The sequence below is a fragment of the Candidatus Xiphinematobacter sp. genome (assembly GCA_016766635.1).
GTDB lineage: Bacteria > Verrucomicrobiota > Verrucomicrobiia > Chthoniobacterales > Xiphinematobacteraceae > Xiphinematobacter.
Map to the genome: position 1 here is coordinate 136,136 of CP068473.1, position 21,704 is coordinate 157,839.

The 21,704-nt window shown below is 48.7% G+C and carries 18 protein-coding genes and 2 tRNA genes; 18 read left to right on the plus strand and 2 right to left on the minus strand.

The window, feature by feature from the left end; all coding sequences use genetic code 11:
• The first annotated feature begins 9 nt into the window (after positions 1-9).
• The 11 genes from JMM79_00630 (at position 10) to JMM79_00680 (ending at position 13,089) form a co-directional block, all read left to right on the plus strand.
• The gene (locus tag JMM79_00630; GenBank protein ID QQY08483.1) at positions 10-288 is read left to right on the plus strand and encodes a flagellar biosynthetic protein FliQ; all 279 of its coding nucleotides are present in this window, start codon (positions 10-12) and stop codon (positions 286-288) included.
• Positions 289-351: 63 nt separating this feature from the next.
• Positions 352-1,131: a type III secretion system export apparatus subunit SctT gene (gene sctT, locus JMM79_00635; protein ID QQY08484.1), complete on the plus strand. Its 780-nt coding sequence runs from the start codon at positions 352-354 to the stop codon at positions 1,129-1,131.
• Complete coding sequence (locus tag JMM79_00640; GenBank protein QQY08485.1) at positions 1,128-2,195, plus strand: EscU/YscU/HrcU family type III secretion system export apparatus switch protein; 1,068 nt, start codon at positions 1,128-1,130, stop codon at positions 2,193-2,195. The genes sctT and JMM79_00640 overlap by 4 nt, the downstream gene beginning before the upstream one ends.
• Positions 2,196-2,394: 199 nt before the next feature.
• Positions 2,395-3,567 (plus strand): KamA family radical SAM protein, encoded by a 1,173-nt coding sequence (locus JMM79_00645; GenBank protein ID QQY08486.1) that lies wholly within the window; start codon positions 2,395-2,397, stop codon positions 3,565-3,567.
• Between the two features lie 1,464 nt (positions 3,568-5,031).
• Positions 5,032-5,355 carry a hypothetical protein gene (locus tag JMM79_00650; protein QQY08487.1) on the plus strand — a complete coding sequence of 108 codons (324 nt, stop codon included), beginning with the start codon at positions 5,032-5,034 and terminating at the stop codon, positions 5,353-5,355.
• Positions 5,356-5,485: 130 nt separating this feature from the next.
• Entirely contained in the window at positions 5,486-6,439 is a 954-nt protein-coding gene (locus JMM79_00655) for a thiamine pyrophosphate-dependent dehydrogenase E1 component subunit alpha (protein ID QQY08719.1), read from the plus strand.
• The gene (locus JMM79_00660; GenBank protein QQY08488.1) at positions 6,436-7,401 is read left to right on the plus strand and encodes an alpha-ketoacid dehydrogenase subunit beta; all 966 of its coding nucleotides are present in this window, start codon (positions 6,436-6,438) and stop codon (positions 7,399-7,401) included. The genes JMM79_00655 and JMM79_00660 overlap by 4 nt, the downstream gene beginning before the upstream one ends.
• A gap of 13 nt (positions 7,402-7,414) precedes the next feature.
• Positions 7,415-8,596: a 2-oxo acid dehydrogenase subunit E2 gene (locus JMM79_00665; GenBank protein QQY08489.1), complete on the plus strand. Its 1,182-nt coding sequence runs from the start codon at positions 7,415-7,417 to the stop codon at positions 8,594-8,596.
• Between the two features lie 230 nt (positions 8,597-8,826).
• Positions 8,827-11,271, plus strand: coding sequence for a glycogen/starch/alpha-glucan phosphorylase (locus JMM79_00670; GenBank protein QQY08490.1), 2,445 nt, complete (start codon positions 8,827-8,829; stop codon positions 11,269-11,271).
• A 41-nt stretch (positions 11,272-11,312) separates the two neighbouring features.
• Positions 11,313-12,221 (plus strand): sugar phosphate isomerase/epimerase, encoded by a 909-nt coding sequence (locus JMM79_00675; GenBank protein ID QQY08491.1) that lies wholly within the window; start codon positions 11,313-11,315, stop codon positions 12,219-12,221.
• 127 nt (positions 12,222-12,348) lie between these two features.
• Complete coding sequence (locus tag JMM79_00680; protein ID QQY08492.1) at positions 12,349-13,089, plus strand: RibD family protein; 741 nt, start codon at positions 12,349-12,351, stop codon at positions 13,087-13,089.
• On the opposite strand, the gene JMM79_00685 is transcribed toward JMM79_00680, so the two are convergent.
• Positions 13,073-13,759 carry a metal-dependent hydrolase gene (locus JMM79_00685; GenBank protein ID QQY08493.1) on the minus strand — a complete coding sequence of 229 codons (687 nt, stop codon included), beginning with the start codon at positions 13,757-13,759 and terminating at the stop codon, positions 13,073-13,075. The genes JMM79_00680 and JMM79_00685 overlap by 17 nt on opposite strands.
• Positions 13,760-13,930: 171 nt before the next feature.
• On the opposite strand from JMM79_00685, the gene JMM79_00690 reads away from it, so the two are divergent.
• The 7 genes from JMM79_00690 to JMM79_00720 all read left to right on the plus strand — a co-directional run bounded on the left by JMM79_00690 (position 13,931) and on the right by JMM79_00720 (position 20,392).
• Positions 13,931-14,836: a nucleotidyltransferase gene (locus JMM79_00690; GenBank protein ID QQY08494.1), complete on the plus strand. Its 906-nt coding sequence runs from the start codon at positions 13,931-13,933 to the stop codon at positions 14,834-14,836.
• 77 nt (positions 14,837-14,913) lie between these two features.
• A tRNA-Thr gene (locus JMM79_00695) sits at positions 14,914-14,987 on the plus strand.
• Positions 14,988-15,058: 71 nt separating this feature from the next.
• Entirely contained in the window at positions 15,059-16,852 is a 1,794-nt protein-coding gene (gene lepA / locus JMM79_00700; protein QQY08720.1) for an elongation factor 4, read from the plus strand.
• A gap of 33 nt (positions 16,853-16,885) precedes the next feature.
• Positions 16,886-17,998 carry a signal peptidase I gene (lepB, locus tag JMM79_00705; protein ID QQY08495.1) on the plus strand — a complete coding sequence of 371 codons (1,113 nt, stop codon included), beginning with the start codon at positions 16,886-16,888 and terminating at the stop codon, positions 17,996-17,998.
• An 80-nt stretch (positions 17,999-18,078) separates the two neighbouring features.
• The gene (locus JMM79_00710; protein ID QQY08496.1) at positions 18,079-18,735 is read left to right on the plus strand and encodes a LysM peptidoglycan-binding domain-containing protein; all 657 of its coding nucleotides are present in this window, start codon (positions 18,079-18,081) and stop codon (positions 18,733-18,735) included.
• 163 nt (positions 18,736-18,898) lie between these two features.
• Positions 18,899-20,296, plus strand: coding sequence for a dipeptidase (locus JMM79_00715; GenBank protein QQY08497.1), 1,398 nt, complete (start codon positions 18,899-18,901; stop codon positions 20,294-20,296).
• A 24-nt stretch (positions 20,297-20,320) separates the two neighbouring features.
• A tRNA-Val gene (locus JMM79_00720) sits at positions 20,321-20,392 on the plus strand.
• 15 nt (positions 20,393-20,407) lie between these two features.
• On the opposite strand, the gene rfaD is transcribed toward JMM79_00720, so the two are convergent.
• The gene (gene rfaD, locus JMM79_00725) at positions 20,408-21,463 is read right to left on the minus strand and encodes an ADP-glyceromanno-heptose 6-epimerase (GenBank protein QQY08721.1); all 1,056 of its coding nucleotides are present in this window, start codon (positions 21,461-21,463) and stop codon (positions 20,408-20,410) included.
• Positions 21,464-21,704: the final 241 nt, after the last annotated feature.

Genomic DNA, 21,704 nt, shown 5'->3' on the forward strand with positions numbered 1-21,704 from the left:
AAAAGAGCAATGAACCAGGAAACGGCGGTCTACCTTACTTCCAAAGCATTGATGCTAGTACTAACGGTATCCCTACCACCTATCCTTGTGACGGTAATTTTAGGGGTAGGCGTAGCATTGTTCCAAGCCTTAACACAGATTCAGGACCAAAGCCTCCCCCACGCTGTCAAGCTATTTGCTACCGTGTTAGTACTTATCTACGCTATGGATATGATATTTGGTGATCTTATTCATTTTGCTTCCTTTTCATTTCAAAATTTTTCTGGATTGATCAGGCTGGATAAATAGCTGATCCGGAAAATAGGACAACAGTTAAGGGAGAGAAGGTAGGAAGGGGAGGAAGAAAGTGGGATGGAGGATGTTGCAAAAGTGGTCCTGACTATAGCGCTTGCAGTGCCCCGAATAGGGGTAGCTTTTACTATCGCCCCATTTTTTGGTTCCGGTCTCCTGCTGGGCATCCCACGTCATGGCTTTATTCTCTCCACTGCGCTAGTCCTTATCCCGATACTCCTTCTGGCTCCGCTTCCTCAACAGTCCCCCTCCCCTCTGTTGTTATGTGCCTTGGCGGTTAAGGAAGGCCTTATAGGTTTATTATTAGGATTTGGCTCGAGCATTGGATTCTGGGCTATGCAGGCCGCCGGGGAATACGTTGATTCACAGCGTGGAGCGACAGCGGGAGCCTATTTTAACCCACTACTTAGGGGGCTTAATTCTCCTATGGGAGGCCTCATGTTGCGGTTCTCGATTATGTTATTCCTTGCAACACGGGGATTTGTAGTCTTCCTCTCTGCTTTGCTAACTAGTTTTGAAATATATCCACTGTGGAACTTCCTTCCTGAGTTGAAGATGGTAAAGGCCAACGCAGTCTCACTGCTAGCTAGCCAGCTCTTTGAGCTTTCTGTGCTCTACAGCGCTCCCCTGCTGGTCCTTTTCCTTCTAATTGACCTTGGGCTAGGCTTTATGAATCGATTTGTCCCCTCCCTGAACGTATTTTTCTTCTCTCTTCCAGTCAAAAGCGTAGTCGGACTACTATTGGTCACCATCTACCTGCCCTTTATAGCATGGGCCTTTTCACGCAATTTATTCAGCAGTGAAGGCCTGTCCATCTGGATTCACTCGATTCTTTCATGAGTGAGGAGCGCAGCCCAGCGGAAAGAACGGAGAAGCCAACACCTAAACGTCTTAGCGAGGCGCGCAAACGCGGACAAGTGGCAAAAAGTGTAGAAGTCGTGATCACTGTTTCCGCTGCCGTCGTTTTGGCCACTGTACTCTTCAGTTTCCCATATATTAATCTCTGGCTAGAAGATCTGTTTGCAACCGTATTTCTGGCTCTTCCGACAGGAAGAGAAGCAACATCCCCCTGTTTGCAACGGGCTGCAAGGATCGTATGCTTCGAGGTTGGGTTGGTCGCCGCAGCATCTTGTATTTCGGTAGTCGCTGGGAACGTCGCCCAATTTGGATTTCTATTCTCCTTCTTTCCCATAAATCCAGAGATTACAAAACTTAGTCCTATGCAAGGGCTAAAGCGCATTTTTTCCACTAGAACGTTGTTCGAATTCACCAAATCCGTCCTAAAGATTTTGGTTCTTGGAAGCGTAATTACTTTGGTAGGACGGTTCTTTATTAGGCAGCTCGTTCTTCTACCATTCGCTGGTTTTGTAGGGGTTACACAGGCTATTTCTCAGATGCTAATCTTCTTCTGTGCAGTTGTCTGGACAGTTTGGGTTCTCCTTTCAATCATAGACTTCTTAGTGCAAAAACACCTACATGCGAAACAACTGATGATGACTGTGCAGGAAGTTCGACGAGAAAGCAAAGAAACTGAGGGCGATCCAGGGATAAAACACGCACGCAGGGAAATTTATCAGGAGATGCTTCTTGAAGAGACTGCCGTCGCCACTCGGCACTCTACCGTGGTAATCGCCAATCCTGTCCACTATGCTGTAGCTATCTACTATGCTAGAGGGGAGACCCCTCTGCCAATTCTTCGGGCAAAAGGGGCAGGCTTTATGGCTCTCCTTATGACCAAAATTGCCCGGGAGGAAGGTATTCCCGTCATCGAGCATGTTCCTATTGCCAGAGTTCTCTACAAGAAAACAAAAGTTAGTGATGTGATTCCCTATGATTTACTAGCTCCAGTCGCAGAAATTCTCCGCTGGGTTTCCATGTTGCCGACGAAAAACTCACCAGGGTAATCGACTGTTGTTATTGACATTAAAATACCGAGAAAATACACGTGGCACGTGTACGCTGTGTCTCCTTGTTTTGCTATCCCGTAGAGGTTGGGATAGGCTGTTTGGACTCCCCCTCTACTCGGCGCTCGGTAGGATTAGGTAGGATTAGAGATGTGTGCCCTCTATCCTAGATAGAGCTTCCGTCTTTCCCGTGTGTTACATGGACAATCACTTACTCAGAGGATCTGCCCGGTTTGTCTCCTATGCTCCTGGTTTTTGGCAGAAGGTGGATGCAAAAGACTGGTCCGACTGGCGCTGGCAACTGCGAGAACGGATAACTGACCTAGAAAGAGTAGAAGAGTACATTAACCTAAGCTATGTGGAAAAGTTGGGTGTCTCGTTGTCTGCTAACAAATTGGCGATGGCAGTGACTCCTCATTTTTTTAACCTCATTGATCCTGGAGATCCCGATTGCCCCATCCGTCGACAGATAATTCCAAGAGCAGAAGAGGGGAAAAGCTCTTTGGGTGAAACGATGGACCCTTGTGGAGAGGATACGCATATGCCGGTACCAGGGCTAGTACACCGCTATCCCGATCGGGTGTTGCTTCTGCTAACGGATCGCTGCGCATCCTACTGTCGCTACTGTACTCGCAGTCGCATTGTAAGTGGAGCAAGCGAACATCATGAGTTTCATACTGACTTTAAGCAGGCCCTCTCCTATCTAAGACGGCACAGCGAGGTACGTGATGTCCTCCTTTCTGGAGGAGATCCCCTTTTGTTTTCTGATAGGAGGCTAGAAGAGCTGCTTGGCAACTTACGTGCAATTGCTCATCTTGAGTTTCTACGCATCGGGACACGCATTCCCGTTTTTCTTCCTCAACGGATTACCCTGGAGCTTTGCAGAATGCTACAGCAATTCCATCCCCTTTGGATGAGCATTCATGCAAATCACCCCAGAGAGTTAACTGTGGAGACGCGGGAGGCACTCGACCGACTCTCTGACCATGGGATCCCGCTAGGTAACCAAAGCGTTTTACTTGCAGGGGTTAACGATAACGTGGCAACCATGCGCGAACTTGTCCATAAGCTGCTCCTTTGCCGAGTACGGCCCTATTATCTTTATCAGTGTGACCTTATTTATGGCTCGTCTCACCTTCGTGTTCCTCTTAGAAGAGGGATTGAAATCATCGAGGGACTGCGAGGGCACACGACGGGGTACGCCATACCTCAGTACGTTATTGATGCCCCAACTGGGGGTGGAAAAATTCCAATTAATCCTGACTACGTTGTATACAAGGACAGAACGAAAGTTCTGATTCGAAACTATGAAGGGAAAATCTTTGAGTATCCGGAGATAGATCCTTCCCCTCAGGGAGATCATGTCAGTTAGGAAGTGCAACCTCCCTTGTACGATTCGTCACGGGATGGAGGCCGCGCCACCATCTCTGTAATCTCCAGATAGAGCCGATTGGGAGGGTTTTGTCCCCCCCTTTTGCCAAAGGGGGTTCTCATCGCGACTTCATGTCAAGTATTATGCTAAGCAGCAAGTTGCCGAATGCTCACGCTAAAAAGGCTGTTAGTAGGTGCATCCATCTGATTAGGGCGTTGGGGGGAGGGTGAGGTGTCCGCTGCGCGGACGCCGCTCCAGAGTAGTGGGAGAGGTTTATCCCATAAGGAAGGATTTCCACCACGTAGTAGAGCCCTCGCAGGGTAACGCAGGGGTGGCCTCCTGATCATCGGAACTCTCATACAATCAGTGTGTTAACTGTGTCCCTTCAGTGGTTTGTTGAGGCAAGCAAATGGAGTCTCTGTGAATAGTTTGCATGCATGTAAGAAAACCAACCATTCATAAGTCTAAAAGACAGGCCTTAAGAGAGGCTATTGCAATACTAAGTAACTTTTCTAGATCATTGGAAGGTTATCATTCCCTATCCACGTTGTTTCTCAACTATTTCTTGAGATTCCCGTAGATAACCCAAAGCACCTTTTTAGAGACGGGACCGTGAAACTAATCAGCCTAGAATGGGGATTGTGGATCCAGGAGACGGAACTGCTACGGAGGGGCCCTCCTGGCGGTATTATCCACTGATAATTATCATCTTCTTTTGGAATTTTTCCGAAGGGGAATCCACAATGCAGCAGCTTATCTGGCACCGTGTGCATGTTTCTGACCTTCTATTACACTGCTTGGTATCGACTCCTACCTTGGTTGAACAGGGGCGACTTATGAGAAGAGAATGAAAAAGCTCTAAGAAGTGTCAAATCAGATGGAGAGGGGAGAGACGCCTTGAAGGTATCTTGGTCAAAAAAAATTAATGGAAGATAAAAGGGAAAGAACAGAGACTGTGGAACATTGAACCGTGTACTCAGCCTCTCATTGGGACTGCAACAGACGATAACGGCCGAGAGCAGTCGGAAAACTGAGTGGTGTCTTGGTGTCTACCAATTTCTTGCGGCATCTGCAGGAAAGTATGGCAGAGACTAATTCAAATTGTGGTCTTCCAATAACTTTGCAAAAAGAGCTGAGTATAATGTCTTGGGTAGAGCGTATGTAACTCCAAGTATTCCCTCTAATGCGATCAAAACTACGTCCCAGCTAAAAAGGTTATGCCTCACAAGGTTAGGAACTCCCAGTAGCAAGTAGCGGTTCAATAGGAGCACTTTCGAACCAGTGGTTAATGGCTTTTTTATTGGCCGAAGAGCAGTTTCTCCTTTACTTTGCCACTCATTCCCTTTGGCATGGTAGCCCCTTTGATCATTGTAGGGGATAATTAGAAAGAAGGAGCTAATCATCAATGAAACGGCCAGTAGATGATCAAAAGAAGTTTCCAGTTTCAAGTAGAGAAGAAACCTGTTGACCCTTAAACAAGTGCCACCCCTACGGCAGGAAAAAGAAATACTTCAAGAGAAGGTCTCACTGAGACGTCAATTGCAGAACTTGCCTGCTGCAGTGGAAGAGGAGTGTCAGCACCGAGAGGTACATCGATATACAAAAGTGGCTTGCCGTGCAATGTTTGTCTCCTGGAAGCCCCCTGGGGGATTTCTGGGCGCAGCTCGTCGCCGCCCTGCTCGTAGTCTCCCTGCAAAGGAGAGCAAATTCGCCAAGATTAGATTTGCCATTTTGGTTTTCATACTCGCTTCCATGGTCGTTCTGATTTGGCGTTCCATTCCCAGCTAGTGGAGAATTACGCTAGACGGGTGTCATGGTGTAAAAGTAATCCCCACCAACTTTTTACATGCCAGTTTCTCCAGAAACAGAGTTGCAAAAGATTACTGCTCAGGAGCAGTATATGCGAGCGTATCGCTTTATGCTGATGGCACGTCTGCTAGAGGAAAAACTAGCCAGCCTATACCGCGCAGGCCTAATTAAAGGTGGAGTGTTTCTTGGCAGGGGACAGGAGGCCTTTAGCGTCTCCCTTGGGCTTCACTTGCGTAAGGGGGATCTTTACGCCCCACTTATTCGAGACCAGGCTGGACGTATGGCGTTTGGGGATACCGTGTTAGACACCCTTAGAACCTACATTGGATCCCAGTTAGGGCCTATGAGAGGAAGAGATGGGAACATTCATCGGGGAACTCCTGGGTGTGGATATTATGCAATGATCAGCCATCTTGGGGCGATGATCTCAGTCGTCGTCGGTGGGTTAATGGCAAAACGCCTCCAAGGAGAGGTCGGTATTGTCGGAGGAACATGTATCGGTGAAGGGGGAACTTCTACCGGGGCCTTCCATGAAGGCATAAACGTGGCCGCCGTGGAGAAGGTGCCGTTGGTACTTCTTGTAGCAAACAACCAATATGCTTATTCCACCCCGGTTTCCAGGCAGTTTGCCTGCAGGAATCTACTTGACAAAGCAGTTGGATATGGCCTGAAAGGCCACAAGGTGGATGGTACCAATTTGGAGGACTGCCTACATGTGGTGGGTGAGGCCGTTCGTGCGGCCCGTGAAGGGAGGGGGCCTCAGTTAGTGGTAGGCACTTTGCTTAGGCTCGCAGGGCACGGAGAACATGACGACGCGAGCTATGTGGATCCTCTTCATTACCAGGCATCTTATGGGGGAGACTGTATACGCCTTGCGGAACGAACCCTAACAGAGCGTTCTTGGCTCTCTCAGGAAGAATTAATGGAGTGGCGAAGGGAAATCTCTCTGGAAGTAGAATTGCTCTCTGCGAAGGTACTTAGGGAGCCAGTTCCAGATCCATCGGAGGAAGACTGGAGCGCTATTTCCAATGTCGAATTACGGGACAGCTATTCCGAGCGGTGAGTATCACTTATCTAGAGGCGATCCGTGCCGCTCAGGCTCACGCCTTATCAGTAGATCCAAGAGTCTTTTTATATGGACAGGACATCGGAGAGTTTGGAGGCGCCTTTAAAGCTACAAAGAACCTATCCCTGGAGTTCCCAGGCCGGGTATTGGATTCTCCACTGAGCGAAGACGCTATCGTTGGAGTTGCTATCGGCGCAGCCATCGAGGGAATGCGCCCAATTATAGAGATGCAGTTCGCAGACTTCTCCACCTGTGGATTCAACCAGATAGTCAACAATGCTGCAACGCTCTTCTACAGAACCGCGGTTTCCTGTCCAATCATCATCCGCTTGCCCTCCGGTGGAACTGCTGGAGGTGGCCCATTCCATAGTCAAAGCATAGAAGCCATCTATGCGCATTATCCTGGGTTAATCGTTATGACACCTGCGACTGTAGAAGACGCTTACAGCATGCTCCTTGAAGCAGTTGTTATAGATGACCCAGTCATTTTCTGTGAACATAAGTTTCTCTACTATCACCTAAAGGCAAAATCGTTGCCAACTGAAGCAGTACCGGCTTGTCAGGCACGCTTGGCTCGACAAGGCCGCGATGCCACTATTGTTACCTACAGTGCCATGTTATATGAATCTTTGGCCGCCGCTGAAGAACTTACACGGGATGGCTATGAAATTGAGGTCGTAGACTTGCGCTGTATTAAACCATTAGATACGGACGCTGTACTCGCTTCAGTGGCCAGAACTGGGCGCCTCCTTTGTGTCGGGGAGGCTTGGCCCTGGGGTGGGGTCTCCGCTGAGCTTGTTGCTCGGGTAGCGTCCGAAGGATATGAGCTGCTGGATGCTCCACCCCAAAGGTTAAATGCAAAAGAAACTCCAGTGCCCTTTCATCCTAATCTCTGGTCTTTTCATAGACCTACCGCTACGGCTATTGCATCCGCTCTTCGGCGATTAATAGATCTTTAATTTGTTTAGTTGCATGCTCCAAGTGCCCATCACTATGCCGCAGCTCGGCGAATCGATCGCTGAAGCCACAGTTGTAGATATTCTCTGTCCAGAGGGATCACCTGTGGAGGCTGGTTGCAGCCTCATGGAAGTGGAAACTCATAAGGCACTCATGGAGATAACCACCCCATGTAGTGGAAGCTTCGTAAGAATTACTGCCCAAGTAGGTCAAAGCTACCCGGTTGGCTCTGTACTCGGATATGTACAGGTTATCGAATCTGAAGCCCAGCAGCTAGGGATGGCCGATAAGCAGGCTGCTTTGTCTGTAGCTAGACAGCATTCTAACAGCACACCAACGAAGAGAGTAGTTCCCACAGTGGAGAGACTACCTGTTCCTGCACAGGCAGGAGGGGCTAGTTACCTTTCCCCAAGAATAAGGGCACGCATGAGTGAACTCGGACTGCATGCAGCAGACCTGGCCGGAATTGCTGGCAGCGGAGCCGCAGGGCGCGTAACTATTAGGGATCTTGAGCAGTTCTTGGTCGATCTTGAGCGTAGCCCGGTTACGCCCGCTTCCCCCATGCGCATCGCTGTGGCCGATGCCATGTGTCGCAGCTGGACGCGCCCCTTAGCTACGGTTGTTTTGCCAGTGGTGCTAGACCCTCTGTTGGCCCATCGAAAGGAGCAGCAAGAGAAGCCTGGCCTGACTCTTTACGCCCTCCGCGCATTAGCTCTGGCATTGAGCGAAAATAGCGCCCTGGCAGGACGTCTCGTTGGTCGCCACATAATTCATCCCCAAGCGATTAATATCGGCTTTGCCGTAGAAGCAAAAGAAGGGGTGCTTGTTCCCGTCATCCACAATGCTGATCGATACCGACTAATGAGCCTCGTTGGACGCTATCGGCATCTAGTGGACCTCGCGCAGCAACGGAAGCTCTCCGCAAAAGAAACTGGCGGATCGATCGCTACAGTGACCAACTACGGTGTGTTTGGGCTTACCCTTGCTACTCCCATTCCCCTTCCCGAGCAAGCCCTATTGCTTGGTATGGGAATGGGACGTATCTTCCCTAAGTGGGACGCAAAAACTAGAGAATGGCTTCCTGAAAACCTCTCTGAGTTTACTCTGAGTTTTGATCATCGTGTACTAGACGGTGGAGCTGCTGGTCGCCTTTTAAGGCGTGTTGGAGAGTTACTCCTCGAGCCGGAAACGATTTGATTTGATAGCGCACCACTTTAATATGGCACCATGGCCTGGGTTGGGCTAGGCCGGATGCGGCGGAGGGGGTGCGCAGCTTCCCTCGTTTCCCGCTGCGGAGGCGTGCGGCGCCCCCTCCCGCGTGTCTCTTATAGAGTGACCGCTAGCTGCAAGAAATGAAAGTGCAAATGCCTGATGGCCTGATTGTCTTGAGCACAATTCGCCCAAATCTCCTCAAACCTTTTTAGTTAATGATTGATACTAGTGTTCCGGAACTAAGGAAGCTGATCTACGACCAACTAAGGTTGGGGCTAGTACGGGATCCAGAAACAGCGACTCTCCGAGATTGGTGGCTCAGCACTTCTCAAGCCGCGAAAATTATTATTATCGAGCGTCTAATCGCGACTCAGAAGGAACATTACCGAAAGAACGTCAAGCGTGTTTACTATTTCTCCCTAGAATTTCTCATGGGACGCTTGTTTTCCAATAGTCTCCTTAGCGCTGGTATTTTCTCTCAGGCCCAGCAAGCAGTTAGCGAAATGGGTCTGAGTCTTGATAGCCTCCGTGAGGAAGAATATGATATGGGCCTGGGGAGTGGTGGGCTAGGTCGCCTTGCTGCCTGCTTTATGGACTCGCTGTCTACCATGGACTTGCCCGCTGTTGGTTATGGGATTTACTACCAGTTTGGCCTCTTCAAACAAGAATTTCATAATGGATACCAGGTGGAACTTCCCGATAATTGGATATGCTTTGGGTCCCCTTGGAAAATTAAGAGGCCGGAGTACGCCGCGGAGGTTCACCTTTATGGTCATGTAGAAGATGTCTTCGATGGGTACGGTAACTGTGCACAAAAGTGGGTAGACACTAAAAAGATACTAGGCACCCCGCACGATATTCCGGTACCAGGATTCGGAACGAACACCGTCAACTATCTTCGGCTTTGGGCGTCTTGTGCGGAGAAGAGTTTTGATTTTGAAGCCTTCGATCGTGGGGAGTACGATAGGGCCGTTCTGGAGAAAAACTCCAGCGAAATCATCACCAAGGTGCTCTATCCAAATGACAAAACTGAGCGAGGTCGAGAGTTACGCTTTATTCAACAGTATTTCTTCGTCTCCTGTTCCCTACAGGATATCCTCCGTCGATTTCGGAAAAACAATGATAACTGGGAGTACCTTCCGGACAAGGTTGCTATCCAACTTAATGACACCCACCCAGCGATTGCCATTGTAGAGTTAATGCGGATTTTTCTGGACCTTTATGCAATGCCTTGGGAACAAGCATGGTCCATCGTTACTCGTGTATTCGCCTATACAAATCATACCCTTCTTCCAGAAGGGCTTGAAAAATGGAACGTCACTACCTTCGCCACGATTCTGCCCCGCCATTTGCAGATTATCTACGAAATTAATTCGAAACTGTTAGAACAAGTCGAAAAAAAATGGCCGAAGGACACCGGCAAGAAGCTTGCACTGTCTTTAATCGAAGAAGGAAAAGAAAGGATGGTACGTATGGCCCACCTATGCGTAGTAGGTAGCCACTCAGTTAATGGTGTGGCAGCGATGCACACTCAGCTCCTTAAGAAGAATCTGTTCCATGAATTTCACGCGCTTTATCCATCCAAAATCAACAATAAAACTAATGGGATCACCCCTCGCCGGTGGTTATTAGGGTGCAATCCCCGATTAAGCGTTCTTATCACCTCAAAGATCGGTGATGGTTGGATAAAAAATCTTAGTCAGCTGTGTGCATTAGAGGACCATATGGAAGATCCTGATTTCCAGCGGGACTTCATGGAGGCAAAATTAGCCAATAAGACTCTCCTGGCACGTTTGATTCAGCAGGAGTGTGGAATCACTATAGACCCTAACGCACTTTTTGATGTTCAAATCAAGCGACTGCACGAGTATAAGCGCCAACACTTAAATCTTCTTCACATCTTGGCGCTTTATCGCCGTCTTCTACAAAATCCTGACTTAGATATTATCCCACGGGTGTTTATCTTTGCGGCGAAAGCTACCCCAGGCTATGACATGGCGAAGTGTATCATTAAGGCTATCAATTCTGTGGGAAGCATAATCAACAGAGATAGTCGAATTGGTGGCAAGCTAAAGGTTGCATTTCTACCAAATTATCGAGTTTCCCTTGCCCAGCGGATTGTTCCTGCGGCTGATCTCTCAGAACAAATTTCTACTGCTGGTAAGGAAGCTAGCGGGACTGGTAACATGAAAATGGCTTTAAATGGAGCACTGACTATAGGAACACTAGATGGTGCCAATGTTGAAATTTGCGAAGAGGTAGGAGAAGAAAATATCTTTCTGTTTGGTCTAAGAGTCGATGAAGTAGCAGCACTCTTGCGCGACGGATATTGCCCAGAGGAATGTTACCATTCAGATGAGGAGCTCCATGCTGTGATAGACTGGTTGGGGTCTGACTATTTTACCCCTTTCGATCCACCGGGGGCGTTGGAGCCTCTTCGAGAGAATCTTATTCATCAGGACCCGTTTCTCGCTCTTGCAGACTTTCGTTCCTACAGTAATTGTCAGCAACGTGTCGAGGCGACCTTTCGGGATAAGTCCCTTTGGGCACGGATGGCAATTCTCAACACCGCACGGGTAGGAAAATTTTCTAGTGACCGCGCTGTCAGCGAATACGCAAGTGAGATATGGAAACTTGATCCTATCCCAGTATTGATGTAAGCTGCCCGGTGTGTCCCGTTGGGAAAGAGAGAATTCTGGCTATGTCAACCTCGTGGAATATTCATAGACACCGATCCGGTAAGTCTATGCTCGAGGAAATTATGGCGTTAGGTTTTAGGTGGATAGAGCTCAGTTGGGGTATAAATACCCGCATGGCAGCCGAGATTTCCAAGTTTGTTGAGAGAGGAAAAGTACGTATTTCCAGTCTCTATAATTTTCATTCTGCCTCCAGGGAGTGGACCAACCACGACCTTTTGCAGTTTACTTCTCATAGGGGGGATCAGCGCCAACAAGCTATTCACCTCACCCAACAAACTATCGATTACGCATCTAGGCTCGGCGCCAGCTGTGTAATACTGCTCTTTGGAAGGGTAGGCGGCCTTCATTCCTATCGGCGTTTGCGGCGACTTGCCCTTCAAGGGAAACTTTATACAAAGGAATTTGCTCGAGCAAAAATCCGAGAAATTCTTCTCAGGGAGCGCCATTCCGACTCTCTAAAAGAACGAGCAGTTGACTGTTTGCTGCGATTGGGAGACTACGCTAGCGCAAGGGGGATACGCCTTGGTATTGAAAACCGAAAAGCCTACGAGGCATTCCCAAGCGAGCGAGAGCTGCTCCCTCTATTGGAGAGATTAGGTCATCCAACGTTCGGTTACTGGCACAACTTCGGGTGCTCTCAGGTTAAAGAGCACCTCACATTGATCAACCACAGGGAGTGGTTAGATCGTGTCGGGTCTTGGGCAATTGGCTCGCACGTGTGTGATGTTCGAGGATTGGATAATGATAATCTTCTCCCGTTCAGCGGAACGATCGATTATCCCGGATTAGTACCGTTTCTTCCGGATAGCTGCATGTTCGTGTTGGACTTAAAGGGTGTCGAAGGGGGCGATGCGGTCCAGAAATCAGTCGAGCGCTGGAAAGGCATGTTTTCCTCCAGGAGTTCTCAGTGACAGAGATCAGAAATCAGGCTAATCACAAGATAGTCTGCTTTCTCACACCAGACGCCTTGCGGGGTCTGCTGCTGTAGAGTTTAGTGTCGATCTCCTGCCGGACTTAACAAACACAAGCAGCCATGTTATGAAACAGCACCAAAATAGTTTTTGGCCCAAGGTCATCGTCAACTTTTCCATGAGCGCTGACGGAAAAGTGTCTGTGCGAAACTGGATGCCCAGCGGATTTGGATCAGCAGTAGATCGCAGGCGAATGCAGGAAATCCGGGCTCGTGGAGATGCCATAATGGTCGGTCGAAGAACGGCAGAGGTTGACCAAATGCAGATGGGGATCTCCCTACCAGACCTCCGAGCTGGACGACAGGCAGCCGGGAGGTCGGCAGAACCATTACGCGTGCTAGTCAGTGCGCGGGGTCCACTAGATCCAAAAATGAAGGTTTTTTTAGAGATGCGGGCACCTCTCCTAGTATTCACAGCCTACAATCTCCCTCTTCCCGTGCGATCGACGTTTCCAGAGGGCGTCATCATAAACGCCTTGACTGGCAAATCATTCTCCTTAAGCGCTATCCTACGCGTACTTCGGTCTCAGTACCATGTACGCACGTTAGTCTGCGAAGGGGGGCCTACATTGCTGCGAGCATTGCTGGAAGTGGACGCCATTTCAGAAGTAAACTTGACAATCGAGCCACTAGTCTTCGGGGGATGTCGTGCCCCCACTCTTTCTGGTTTGCTCAACAGGTTCCTGAGCCATCCTATACCCTTTCGGCTAGAGTCGATAGCAGTGAGGGAGAGTGCATGCTGCGTAAGGTACGTGAGGAAACGGCAACACCAAAAAATGATGATAAATAGGGCTATGCCCCCAGCCTAAGGACAGTTCCAATTGGTGGAAGATGCAGTCGCAAACCGGCCTGCTGGAAATGGTGCAAGGCCATTTTCTGGTCAATTTGGATAACAGGAAACGTGTCGTAGTGCAAGCCAAGTACATCCTTTACCCGGGTAAAGGAGGCTGCGCGTGCGGCGTCCTTGTATCCCATTGTGAGGGTATCACCAATGGGAAAAGCTGAGAAATTAAGCCGAAAATCTTCCCCGAAACACTTCATATCAGTAGTCAGAGCGGTGTCGCCCGAATAGTAAAAAGCCCCAGTGGGGGAATGCACAATAAATCCCCCCGGATTACCGCCATATGAGCCATCAGGTAAGCTGCTGCTGTGCTGTGCATAAACGTATTTCACCATCCCAAACGGTAGGATTAGGGTGCCCCCATGGTTCATGGCATACGTTTTGCAAACTCCCTGCTTTGAAAACCAATTGCAGATTTCCCAATTGGAAATAATTGGGACATTCCCCGCGCACGCCAAATAGGTAGCATCAGCTAAATGGTCCTCGTGTCCATGGCTAACCAAGATATAATCCGCCGACACCTGGTCCAACTGGACATCGGAGGCGAGCGGATTTGGGCTGATAAAAGGGTCAAACAACAGTTCTACTCCTGCCATGCACACCTTAAAGCAGGCATGCCCATAATAAGTGATTTTCATAAAAAAGACCTAGTCGACGCCTATAAAAAAATTAAAAAGCTGAAAGCATGGCACAGTACAGCACACAGTACAGGAGCTAGTGCCACAGACTGCATAGTACGCACACTCCCAAAGCCAGACGGCCCCGTTGTGCCACATCAGCCCGTATGCTGTCTATAACATAATAATCTCATGGCCCTTTCTCTCTTAATTCTCGCAGCTGGAATGGGAAACCGATATAAGAGGCTAAAGCAGTTGGATCCTGTTGGCCCCAGCAATGAGGTAATCATGGAATATTCTATTTACGATGCCTTACGGCATGGTTTCGACGAAGTCATATTCGTACTGCGTAGGGAGTTTGAAGAAGTGTTTCGTAAGAAAGTACTCCGGAGAGTAAGTAGGCATGTGCGTACAGGACTTGTATTGCAGGACCGGAACGATTTACCTCCCGGATTTTCCGCATCCGGCGATCGCAACAAGCCTTGGGGGACAGGGCATGCTATTTGGTGTGCTCGTCATGCTCTCAAAAAGTCCTTTGTTGCCATTAATGCGGACGACTTTTATGGAGAGGATGCATTCCACAACGCAGCTTTGTTCTTCTCGCAGCCGGGGTTGGAATACACCAACTTCATGATGCCGGGGTTTCAGTTGGCTGGCACTCTTTCAGATCATGGGCCGGTCTCCCGAGCAGTATGTATCGTTAACCAGATGGGAATGTTGCGAGGTGCCGAGGAGCATTCAAGTGTCGAGAAGCGTCCAGAGGGGATTGTAAGCTTCACGGGGGATACTGTAGTCAAGCGGTTTAAGGGTACAGAAATCGTTTCGTTGAATTTTTGGGGGCTAACCCCCTGTCTGTTTCCACTCTTAGAAAAAAGTTTTTGCTCCTTTCTTTCAAAGAATTTGAGTGCTACCGGTGGGGAATTCTACATTTCTAGAGCAATCTCGGAGATGCTCTTTCGCTCTGAAGTGACTGTATCTGTTTTCCCGACTGATAACCAATGGTATGGAGTGACATACAAAGAGGATAAGTTTCCTATGGTTAGGGCGATTGCAAACTTTGTACGGAGTGGACGCTATCCAGCGACTCTCTGGAGGTAAGGTAACGTGGAAAATGTTGGCCAATAATGGCTCGGAGTCAGAATTTCTGGTTTGGTTGTGATGGTTATTCTCAAGTTGCCGGCGTAGCATAGTACGGTAGTGCGATCGATTCGTAATCGATAGGTCACGGGTTCAAATCCCGTCGCCGGCTGCTGTTTCTTGCACATTTATTCATACTCACGTATGGGCGCAGGACGTTTGTACGCTTATCCGGTCTGTCCAATGCCAACAAATCTCACGCGTAACTTTTGTATCATAGCGCATATCGATCATGGTAAGACTACGCTATCCGACCGCCTTTTAGAAAGTACTGGAACCATCACGGAAAGAGAGAAGCAGGATCAGCTTCTTGATTCCATGGACTTGGAACGTGAGCGAGGCATTACCATTAAGTCCCATCCGGTAACGATGCATTATCTGGCCCAGGACGGACAAAGCTACCGGCTTAACCTCCTCGATACTCCTGGTCATGTAGACTTTGCCTATGAAGTTTCCCGTAGTCTAGCAGCTTGTGAAGGAGCCTTGCTAATTATTGACGCTGCCCAGGGGATAGAGGCACAAACCGTCGCCAATGCCAACCTGGCAGCCAAGCAAAAGCTGGCCATTATTCCAATAATAAACAAGATCGACCTTCCTAGTGCAGACGTCCATGCAACGAAACTACAGCTGGAAGAAGTGCTAACCATTCCGGCCCAAGAGGCTATCGAGGTGAGCGCCAAAACTGGTACTGGGATTGCCAATGTTCTGGAAGCAATTGTTAAACGCGTCCCGCCTCCAACCAGCCAAGATGAAGTCCTACGTGGTTCTGTATTTGATTCCGTATTTGACAGTCACAGGGGAGTCGTCGGGTACGTCCGCATTTTCTCAGGAAATGTAGCACCCGGTCAAATAGTTAAGATGATGGCAACAAACAAACACTACACGATCAAAGAGGTGGGAGTCTTTACCCCAAAAAAGACGAGCCAGCCACAGTTGGAGTCCGGTGACGTTGGCTATTTCGTCGCAAGTGTTAAATCTGTCTCAGAAATTTTGGTGGGAGACACACTCACGGATTCCCACCATCCTGCCCCATTTCCTCTTCCTGGGTTTCAGAGAATACATCCAATGGTGTTTTCTGGGATCTATCCCATCAATACTGCAGACTTTGGATCTCTTAAGGCAGCTATGGGCAAGCTGCAGTTGAATGACGCCGCATTAATATTTCAGACGGAAAGCAGTATAGCCCTAGGGTTTGGATTGCGCTGCGGGTTCCTGGGCTTGCTCCATATGGAAATTGTACAAGAACGCCTTAGACGAGAATACGCCGTGGATATTATCGCCACTCATCCAAGCGTAATCTACGAAGTAATCAAAACTAACGGTGAGCGTTTAGAAGTGGACAACCCTGCTAATTTACCCGATAGGAGTATGATCCTAGAAATCAGAGAGCCTATTGTAGGCTGCTTCATCATAGTTCCCAATGAACATCTTGGGGATCTTATGCGTCTCACTTCGGAAAGAAGAGGGACAGTAGAGCAAATGGAGTCTGTGGATACTCGCCGGATGATGCTGAAAGCCATCTTGCCCCTTAATGAAATTGTGGTAGACTTCTGCGACAAGGTTAAGACCGTTACTCGTGGCTATGGTTCTATGGATTACGAGTCAGTGGGTTGCCGTCCCGCAGATCTCGTAAAGCTGGAAATTTTGGTCAATGGAGAGTCAGTTGATGCGTTCTCTAGTATTGTGCACCGCGACAAAGCACGAGCAAGAGGTCGATGTTTAGCAGAGAGACTGAAGGAGGTAATCCCCAAACAACTCTATCAAGTAGCGATCCAGGCAGCCGTTGGTGGGAAAATCATCGCACGAGAAAATATCTCTCCACTCCGTAAGAATGTGACCGCAAAATGCTACGGGGGCGATATTACTCGTAAGCGGAAGCTGCTAGAGAAACAAAAAGAGGGAAAGAAAAGGATGAAGACAATTGGTAGAGTGAGCATCCCGCCGGAGGCATTCATGGAAATCCTAAAGGCCTACTAGACCAGTTCCTCTCTTGCTTCTATTCTTTCCTCGATGCTTTTTTTCTTCACCCCTCGTTATATTAAGAAAGCAAGGCGGAGGCTATGCGTGGTTTACAAGGCACTGCGCTATCAGAAGGATCTGCTTACTCCTAGGCAACTGCGAAGGCTAAGGGAGGACATTCTTCAACTACAGGCGGCAATACGACAGGGAGAAAAAAATAGCGTCATTTTTTCCATGCAGGCCCTAGAGAAATACACTCTCCAAGTAATGCCGCGGCGTAACTACGCAGGCTGGCGTGAGAACGTAGAAATGATTCTAGTGGCTGTCGTTCTAGCGGCCAGCATACGAGCGTATTTCCTCCAGCCATTTAAAATTCCTAGCGGTTCCATGCAACCTACCCTCTTTGGAATTGTAGGACAACCTTCCCCTAGTCCTCCACCTCCCCTACCTGCTCGAATCCTAGAGTTCATTGTGTATGGACGCTCATATCTTAATGTTATCGCCCAGTTTGATGAGACCATCCTCCACATAGAGGAACACCGGTTCCTCAACTTTTTTACTTTTACACAGCTCAAGGGAACCAAGCATACCTACTGGACTTTTGCTCCATCTTCCACGCTTTATTCTTGCTTCGGTGTAAGTGAGGGACGCTTCTACAGGCATGGACAAGCCATTGCTCGTGGTATGGTAACATCAGGTGACCAGTTGTTTGTAGACAAACTTGGGTACCATTTCACCTCTCCTAGGCGAGGTGATATTTTTGTATTTAGGACGCTAAACATCCCAAAAATCCGGTCTCGACGCCTGGAGCACGCTGCCTTCGAGCATTATATAAAACGCCTGGTAGGAGTTCCAGGCGATACCCTGCGTATTGATTCCCCTCTTCTCTTTGTTAACGGGCAAGTAGCCCTCGAAGCTAGACTACGGCAGGTGATGAGTTGCGAAAACGGATTTCAAGGATATGCAAACGTCCCCTCCTCTCTGTATCTTGCTACACCACAGGAAACCTTTACCGTACCCCCCAATAGTTACTTTGCGCTGGGAGACAACAGCTACAATTCCAGTGATAGTCGGGAGTGGGGGGTTGTCCCACGGGGAAGCGTAGTAGGTCGAGCCCTGTTTATTCTGTGGCCGTTTAGCTCACGATGGGGATGGATCCATTAAGATGGACTCCGATTGTAAGAACGGAGAGCCCCCAGACGTACGATACAATCCACCTGTTTGAACGCCAATCATGGGGTCTTTTGCTTCTCTGGACAATTTTCTCTTTTCTATGTACTGGGTGCGACGGCTCTCTCTTACCTCCCACTAGCTTGCGTCAACGCGCTGAGCAGGCAGAGATGGATGGAAAATATCACCAAGCGTTGGAACTTTACGAAAGGTGTATAGATGGAACTCCTGTAGGTACAGAAGTCCACTACCGTATGGCCCTAATCTGTGGCTCCAGAACTCACAATTTGGTAGGCGCTCTTTATCATTTTCAGCGTTTTGTAGAAAAAATTCCAAGGGACGCGCGCGTCAAGGAGGTCCTAGAGGATATAAAGCGCCTTCGTCTCCTCCTTGCAAGCCAGCTTTCTGACGGAGTACTGGTTTCCCAGGCAGAAGCCATACGACTGAGGAATGCAAATCTTTCCCTTCAATCCCAGTTGGTAACCCTGCGTTACCGGAAGGAGGCCTCTATTCAGACTCAAGTGTCTTCCAAAAAGAAGGTCGTCGGCAACAAATCCAATCCAAAGCCACGCATCTATAGAGTAAAGCACGGGGACACACTGATTACAATTTCAGAAAGATTCTACAGGACTCCACAGTGTTGGAGGGAGATCGCAGATGCAAACCGAGCCCAGCTTAATGGTTCCACACACCTTAGAACAGGTATTATGCTGACCATTCCCAACATCTGAATCCCCCCTTCCAATCTCCCTTAAGGAGATGTCCAGCATGCCCCCAATGGAAAAGCCGCGGCACTATGCTAACATCTGCCCTTGCACTGAAGTCTTGGATTGCTTTCAGTGAGATATCCAGCAGGATACCTAACAACGACGAGCCGGGCTTAAAGTCTCCAGTATGTGTCTTAACGATTCTTTCCTACACGACTTGATGGAGTTTCTGAGTATCCCAAGCATTTCTGCACAGCCTGCTTACCACAACGATGTATATAGGTGTGCCAAGTGGTTGGAGGCAAGGTTACGTAGAGCTGGGCTCCGTACTTCCACTCCAAGCACTCCGGGTTATCCGGTCATTGTAGGAAAGTCTCGAGATTGGCAGAATTGTAAACCTACAGTTCTCATCTATGGTCATTATGATGTTCAGCCTCCTGAACCTTTTGAAGAGTGGATTTCTCCCCCATTTGAACCAGCAATACGAGATGGCAAAGTGTACGGCAGGGGTTCTACAGATAACAAGGGACAAATTTTAGCTCATGTTCTTGGAGTTCACGAGGCCTTGCAGGTTGACGGTTCCCTGCCATGCAATGTGATTTTTCTCATCGAGGGAGAGGAAGAAATTGGCAGTCCACACCTGCCAAGTTTCTTGGAAGACCACAAAAGAGAATTAGGGACAGATATCATCATTATTTCGGACACAGGCATGGTTGGGGAAGGGATTCCTACCTTAAGTTATTCCATACGAGGGGTGGCAGCTTTAGAGCTGATAGTTTACGGCCCGTCGCATGATCTACACTCTGGGATGTACGGAGGCGCGGTCGTTAATCCAGCCACTGTGGCCGCTAGGTTGATTGCCTCTTTACATGACGTCTCTTGGAGAGTAACCATCCCAGGATTTTATGATGACGTCCGGGATCCAGAGCCATGGGAGCGTGAGATTACTTTCAGCATCCCAGACTCTGAAATCATCGCACGGACAGGGGCTTCTGAACTACATGGAGAGTCTGGATATACCTCTGGAGAGCGTATCGGTGCACGTCCTACAGTAGAGGTCAACGGAATAGGCTCCGGCTACCAAGGCGAGGGCACCAAGACCGTTTTACCGAGAAAAGCCGTCGCCAAGCTCACCTTTCGACTCGTGCCAGATCAAAACCCAGATAAAATCTTGTCCCTTGCTGAAGCCTATCTGCGTGCACAATGCCCCAAGGGGGTGCACTTAGAGATTCGGATTGGCCACTCCAGTCCAGCATATTTTTTTAATCCAAACTCCACTTATGGGCAGGTAGCTCAAGCTGCTCTTCAAAAAACATTTGGCCGAAGATCTGTTCTTATCAGGGAGGGAGGAAGTATTCCCATTGTGCAGAATTTCAAGACGGTACTGGGAGTAGATAGTCTTTTGCTCGCTTTAGCCTCTCCAGACTGCCGAGCTCACTCGCCAAACGAGAATTTTTCTATAGAGAACTTCCAAAGTGGGATTCGCCTCAATCAAGTATTTTTAAGGGAAGTTGCCGAGCTACCTTTTCGTGGAGACATTCCCAGGGATAGCGGAGGCATCGAAGGTGCTTACGTCGTGTGCTAGAGTAACACCGGAAGTGCTTCTTTCGCGCGATTAGCTCAGTGGTAGAGCGCTTGCTTCACACGCAAGAAGCCACAGGTTCAATCCCTGTATCGCGCATAGGAGGCTACCGTATCATGCTTTTTCAGGTTTTGCTGGTTTTTCCTCTCCCAGCCTTGCTCCAGGTAGCAAATAGCGCGTGACGTACTCCCTAACAGAGTCCTCGAACGGAGTGATCGGTCGAGAATATCCAGAAAAGCGGAGCTTGGCAGTGTCCGCGCGAGTAAAGTACTGATATTGCTGATGGACTGATTCTGGCATTTCGATGAACTGAATCCTTGGGTGACACCCCAATGCAGAAAAAATAGCGTTGGCGAGTTCTATCCATGTATGTGTTATTCCACTCCCAACATTAAATAGGCCTACCGCGGAAGAGGTTTTGGCTAAGTGTAGTGTCATCTCAACCGCGTCCCGTACGTATACGAAGTCTCTTCTCTGTTCTCCATCCTGGTATTCTGGATGGGAGCTCCTAAACAGCTTAACTGTTCCAGTGTCAAGGATTTGCTCGTAACCTTTACAGACTAGGCTGCGCATCTCTCCCTTGTGATATTCGTTGGGACCAAAGACATTAAAGTACCTGATCCCCACCGCGTGCTGAAGAAACCCATGCTTTTGGGCGTAAACATCGAAAAGATACTTAGAGTAGGCATAGGGGTTGAGGGGGCGGTAGCAGGAGAGATGATCATTTTTGTCGTCCCATCCTTGCGCTCCATCCCCATAAGTAGCTGCCGAAGAGGCGTACACGAACCGGATTCCCCGCGCGAGGGCCCATTCTGCTAGGCGGAGACTATAATAGTAATTTTTTTCCAAAAAATAGTCCAAATTGCTCTCGATAGTAGAGGAGTAAGCACCTAGATGAAACACGACGCTAAAATCTCCGTAAAATGCCGCGGATTGCTCAAGTTTTTGTAGAAAGCGGTCCGCAGGGAGACAGTCATCAAATCTGAGTGCTCTAAGATTTTTCCATTTATCACCATTTCCAAGGAAATCGGTAATCAAAATATCTTCCCAACCCTGTTGATTAAGCGCATGAATAAGGGCGCTCCCGATAAAGCCTGCCCCTCCTGTGACTAAAATCCTCCCTAAATTTCCCCGATGTGGCGGCTGTGTAGAAAAAAGATTGCCATGCATGTTAGAATGCAGAACGAAAGAGGCCGTCCTGCCCCGAGCATTGAAGTCTGAAGGGTGACATCCTAGCAGCAGTGGAGTAAATACATTTCTCATCAAAAATTGAACTACTTCAAACTGCCTTTTTCATGCATCTGGCTGCAATAAGCCAGGCATTCTTCTCCAAGCGGAATCCGTGCCACGGATAACTACTAATCCTTATAAGGGTGGTTAATCCCCCAAGATATAGCCCAATCCCCCCCGT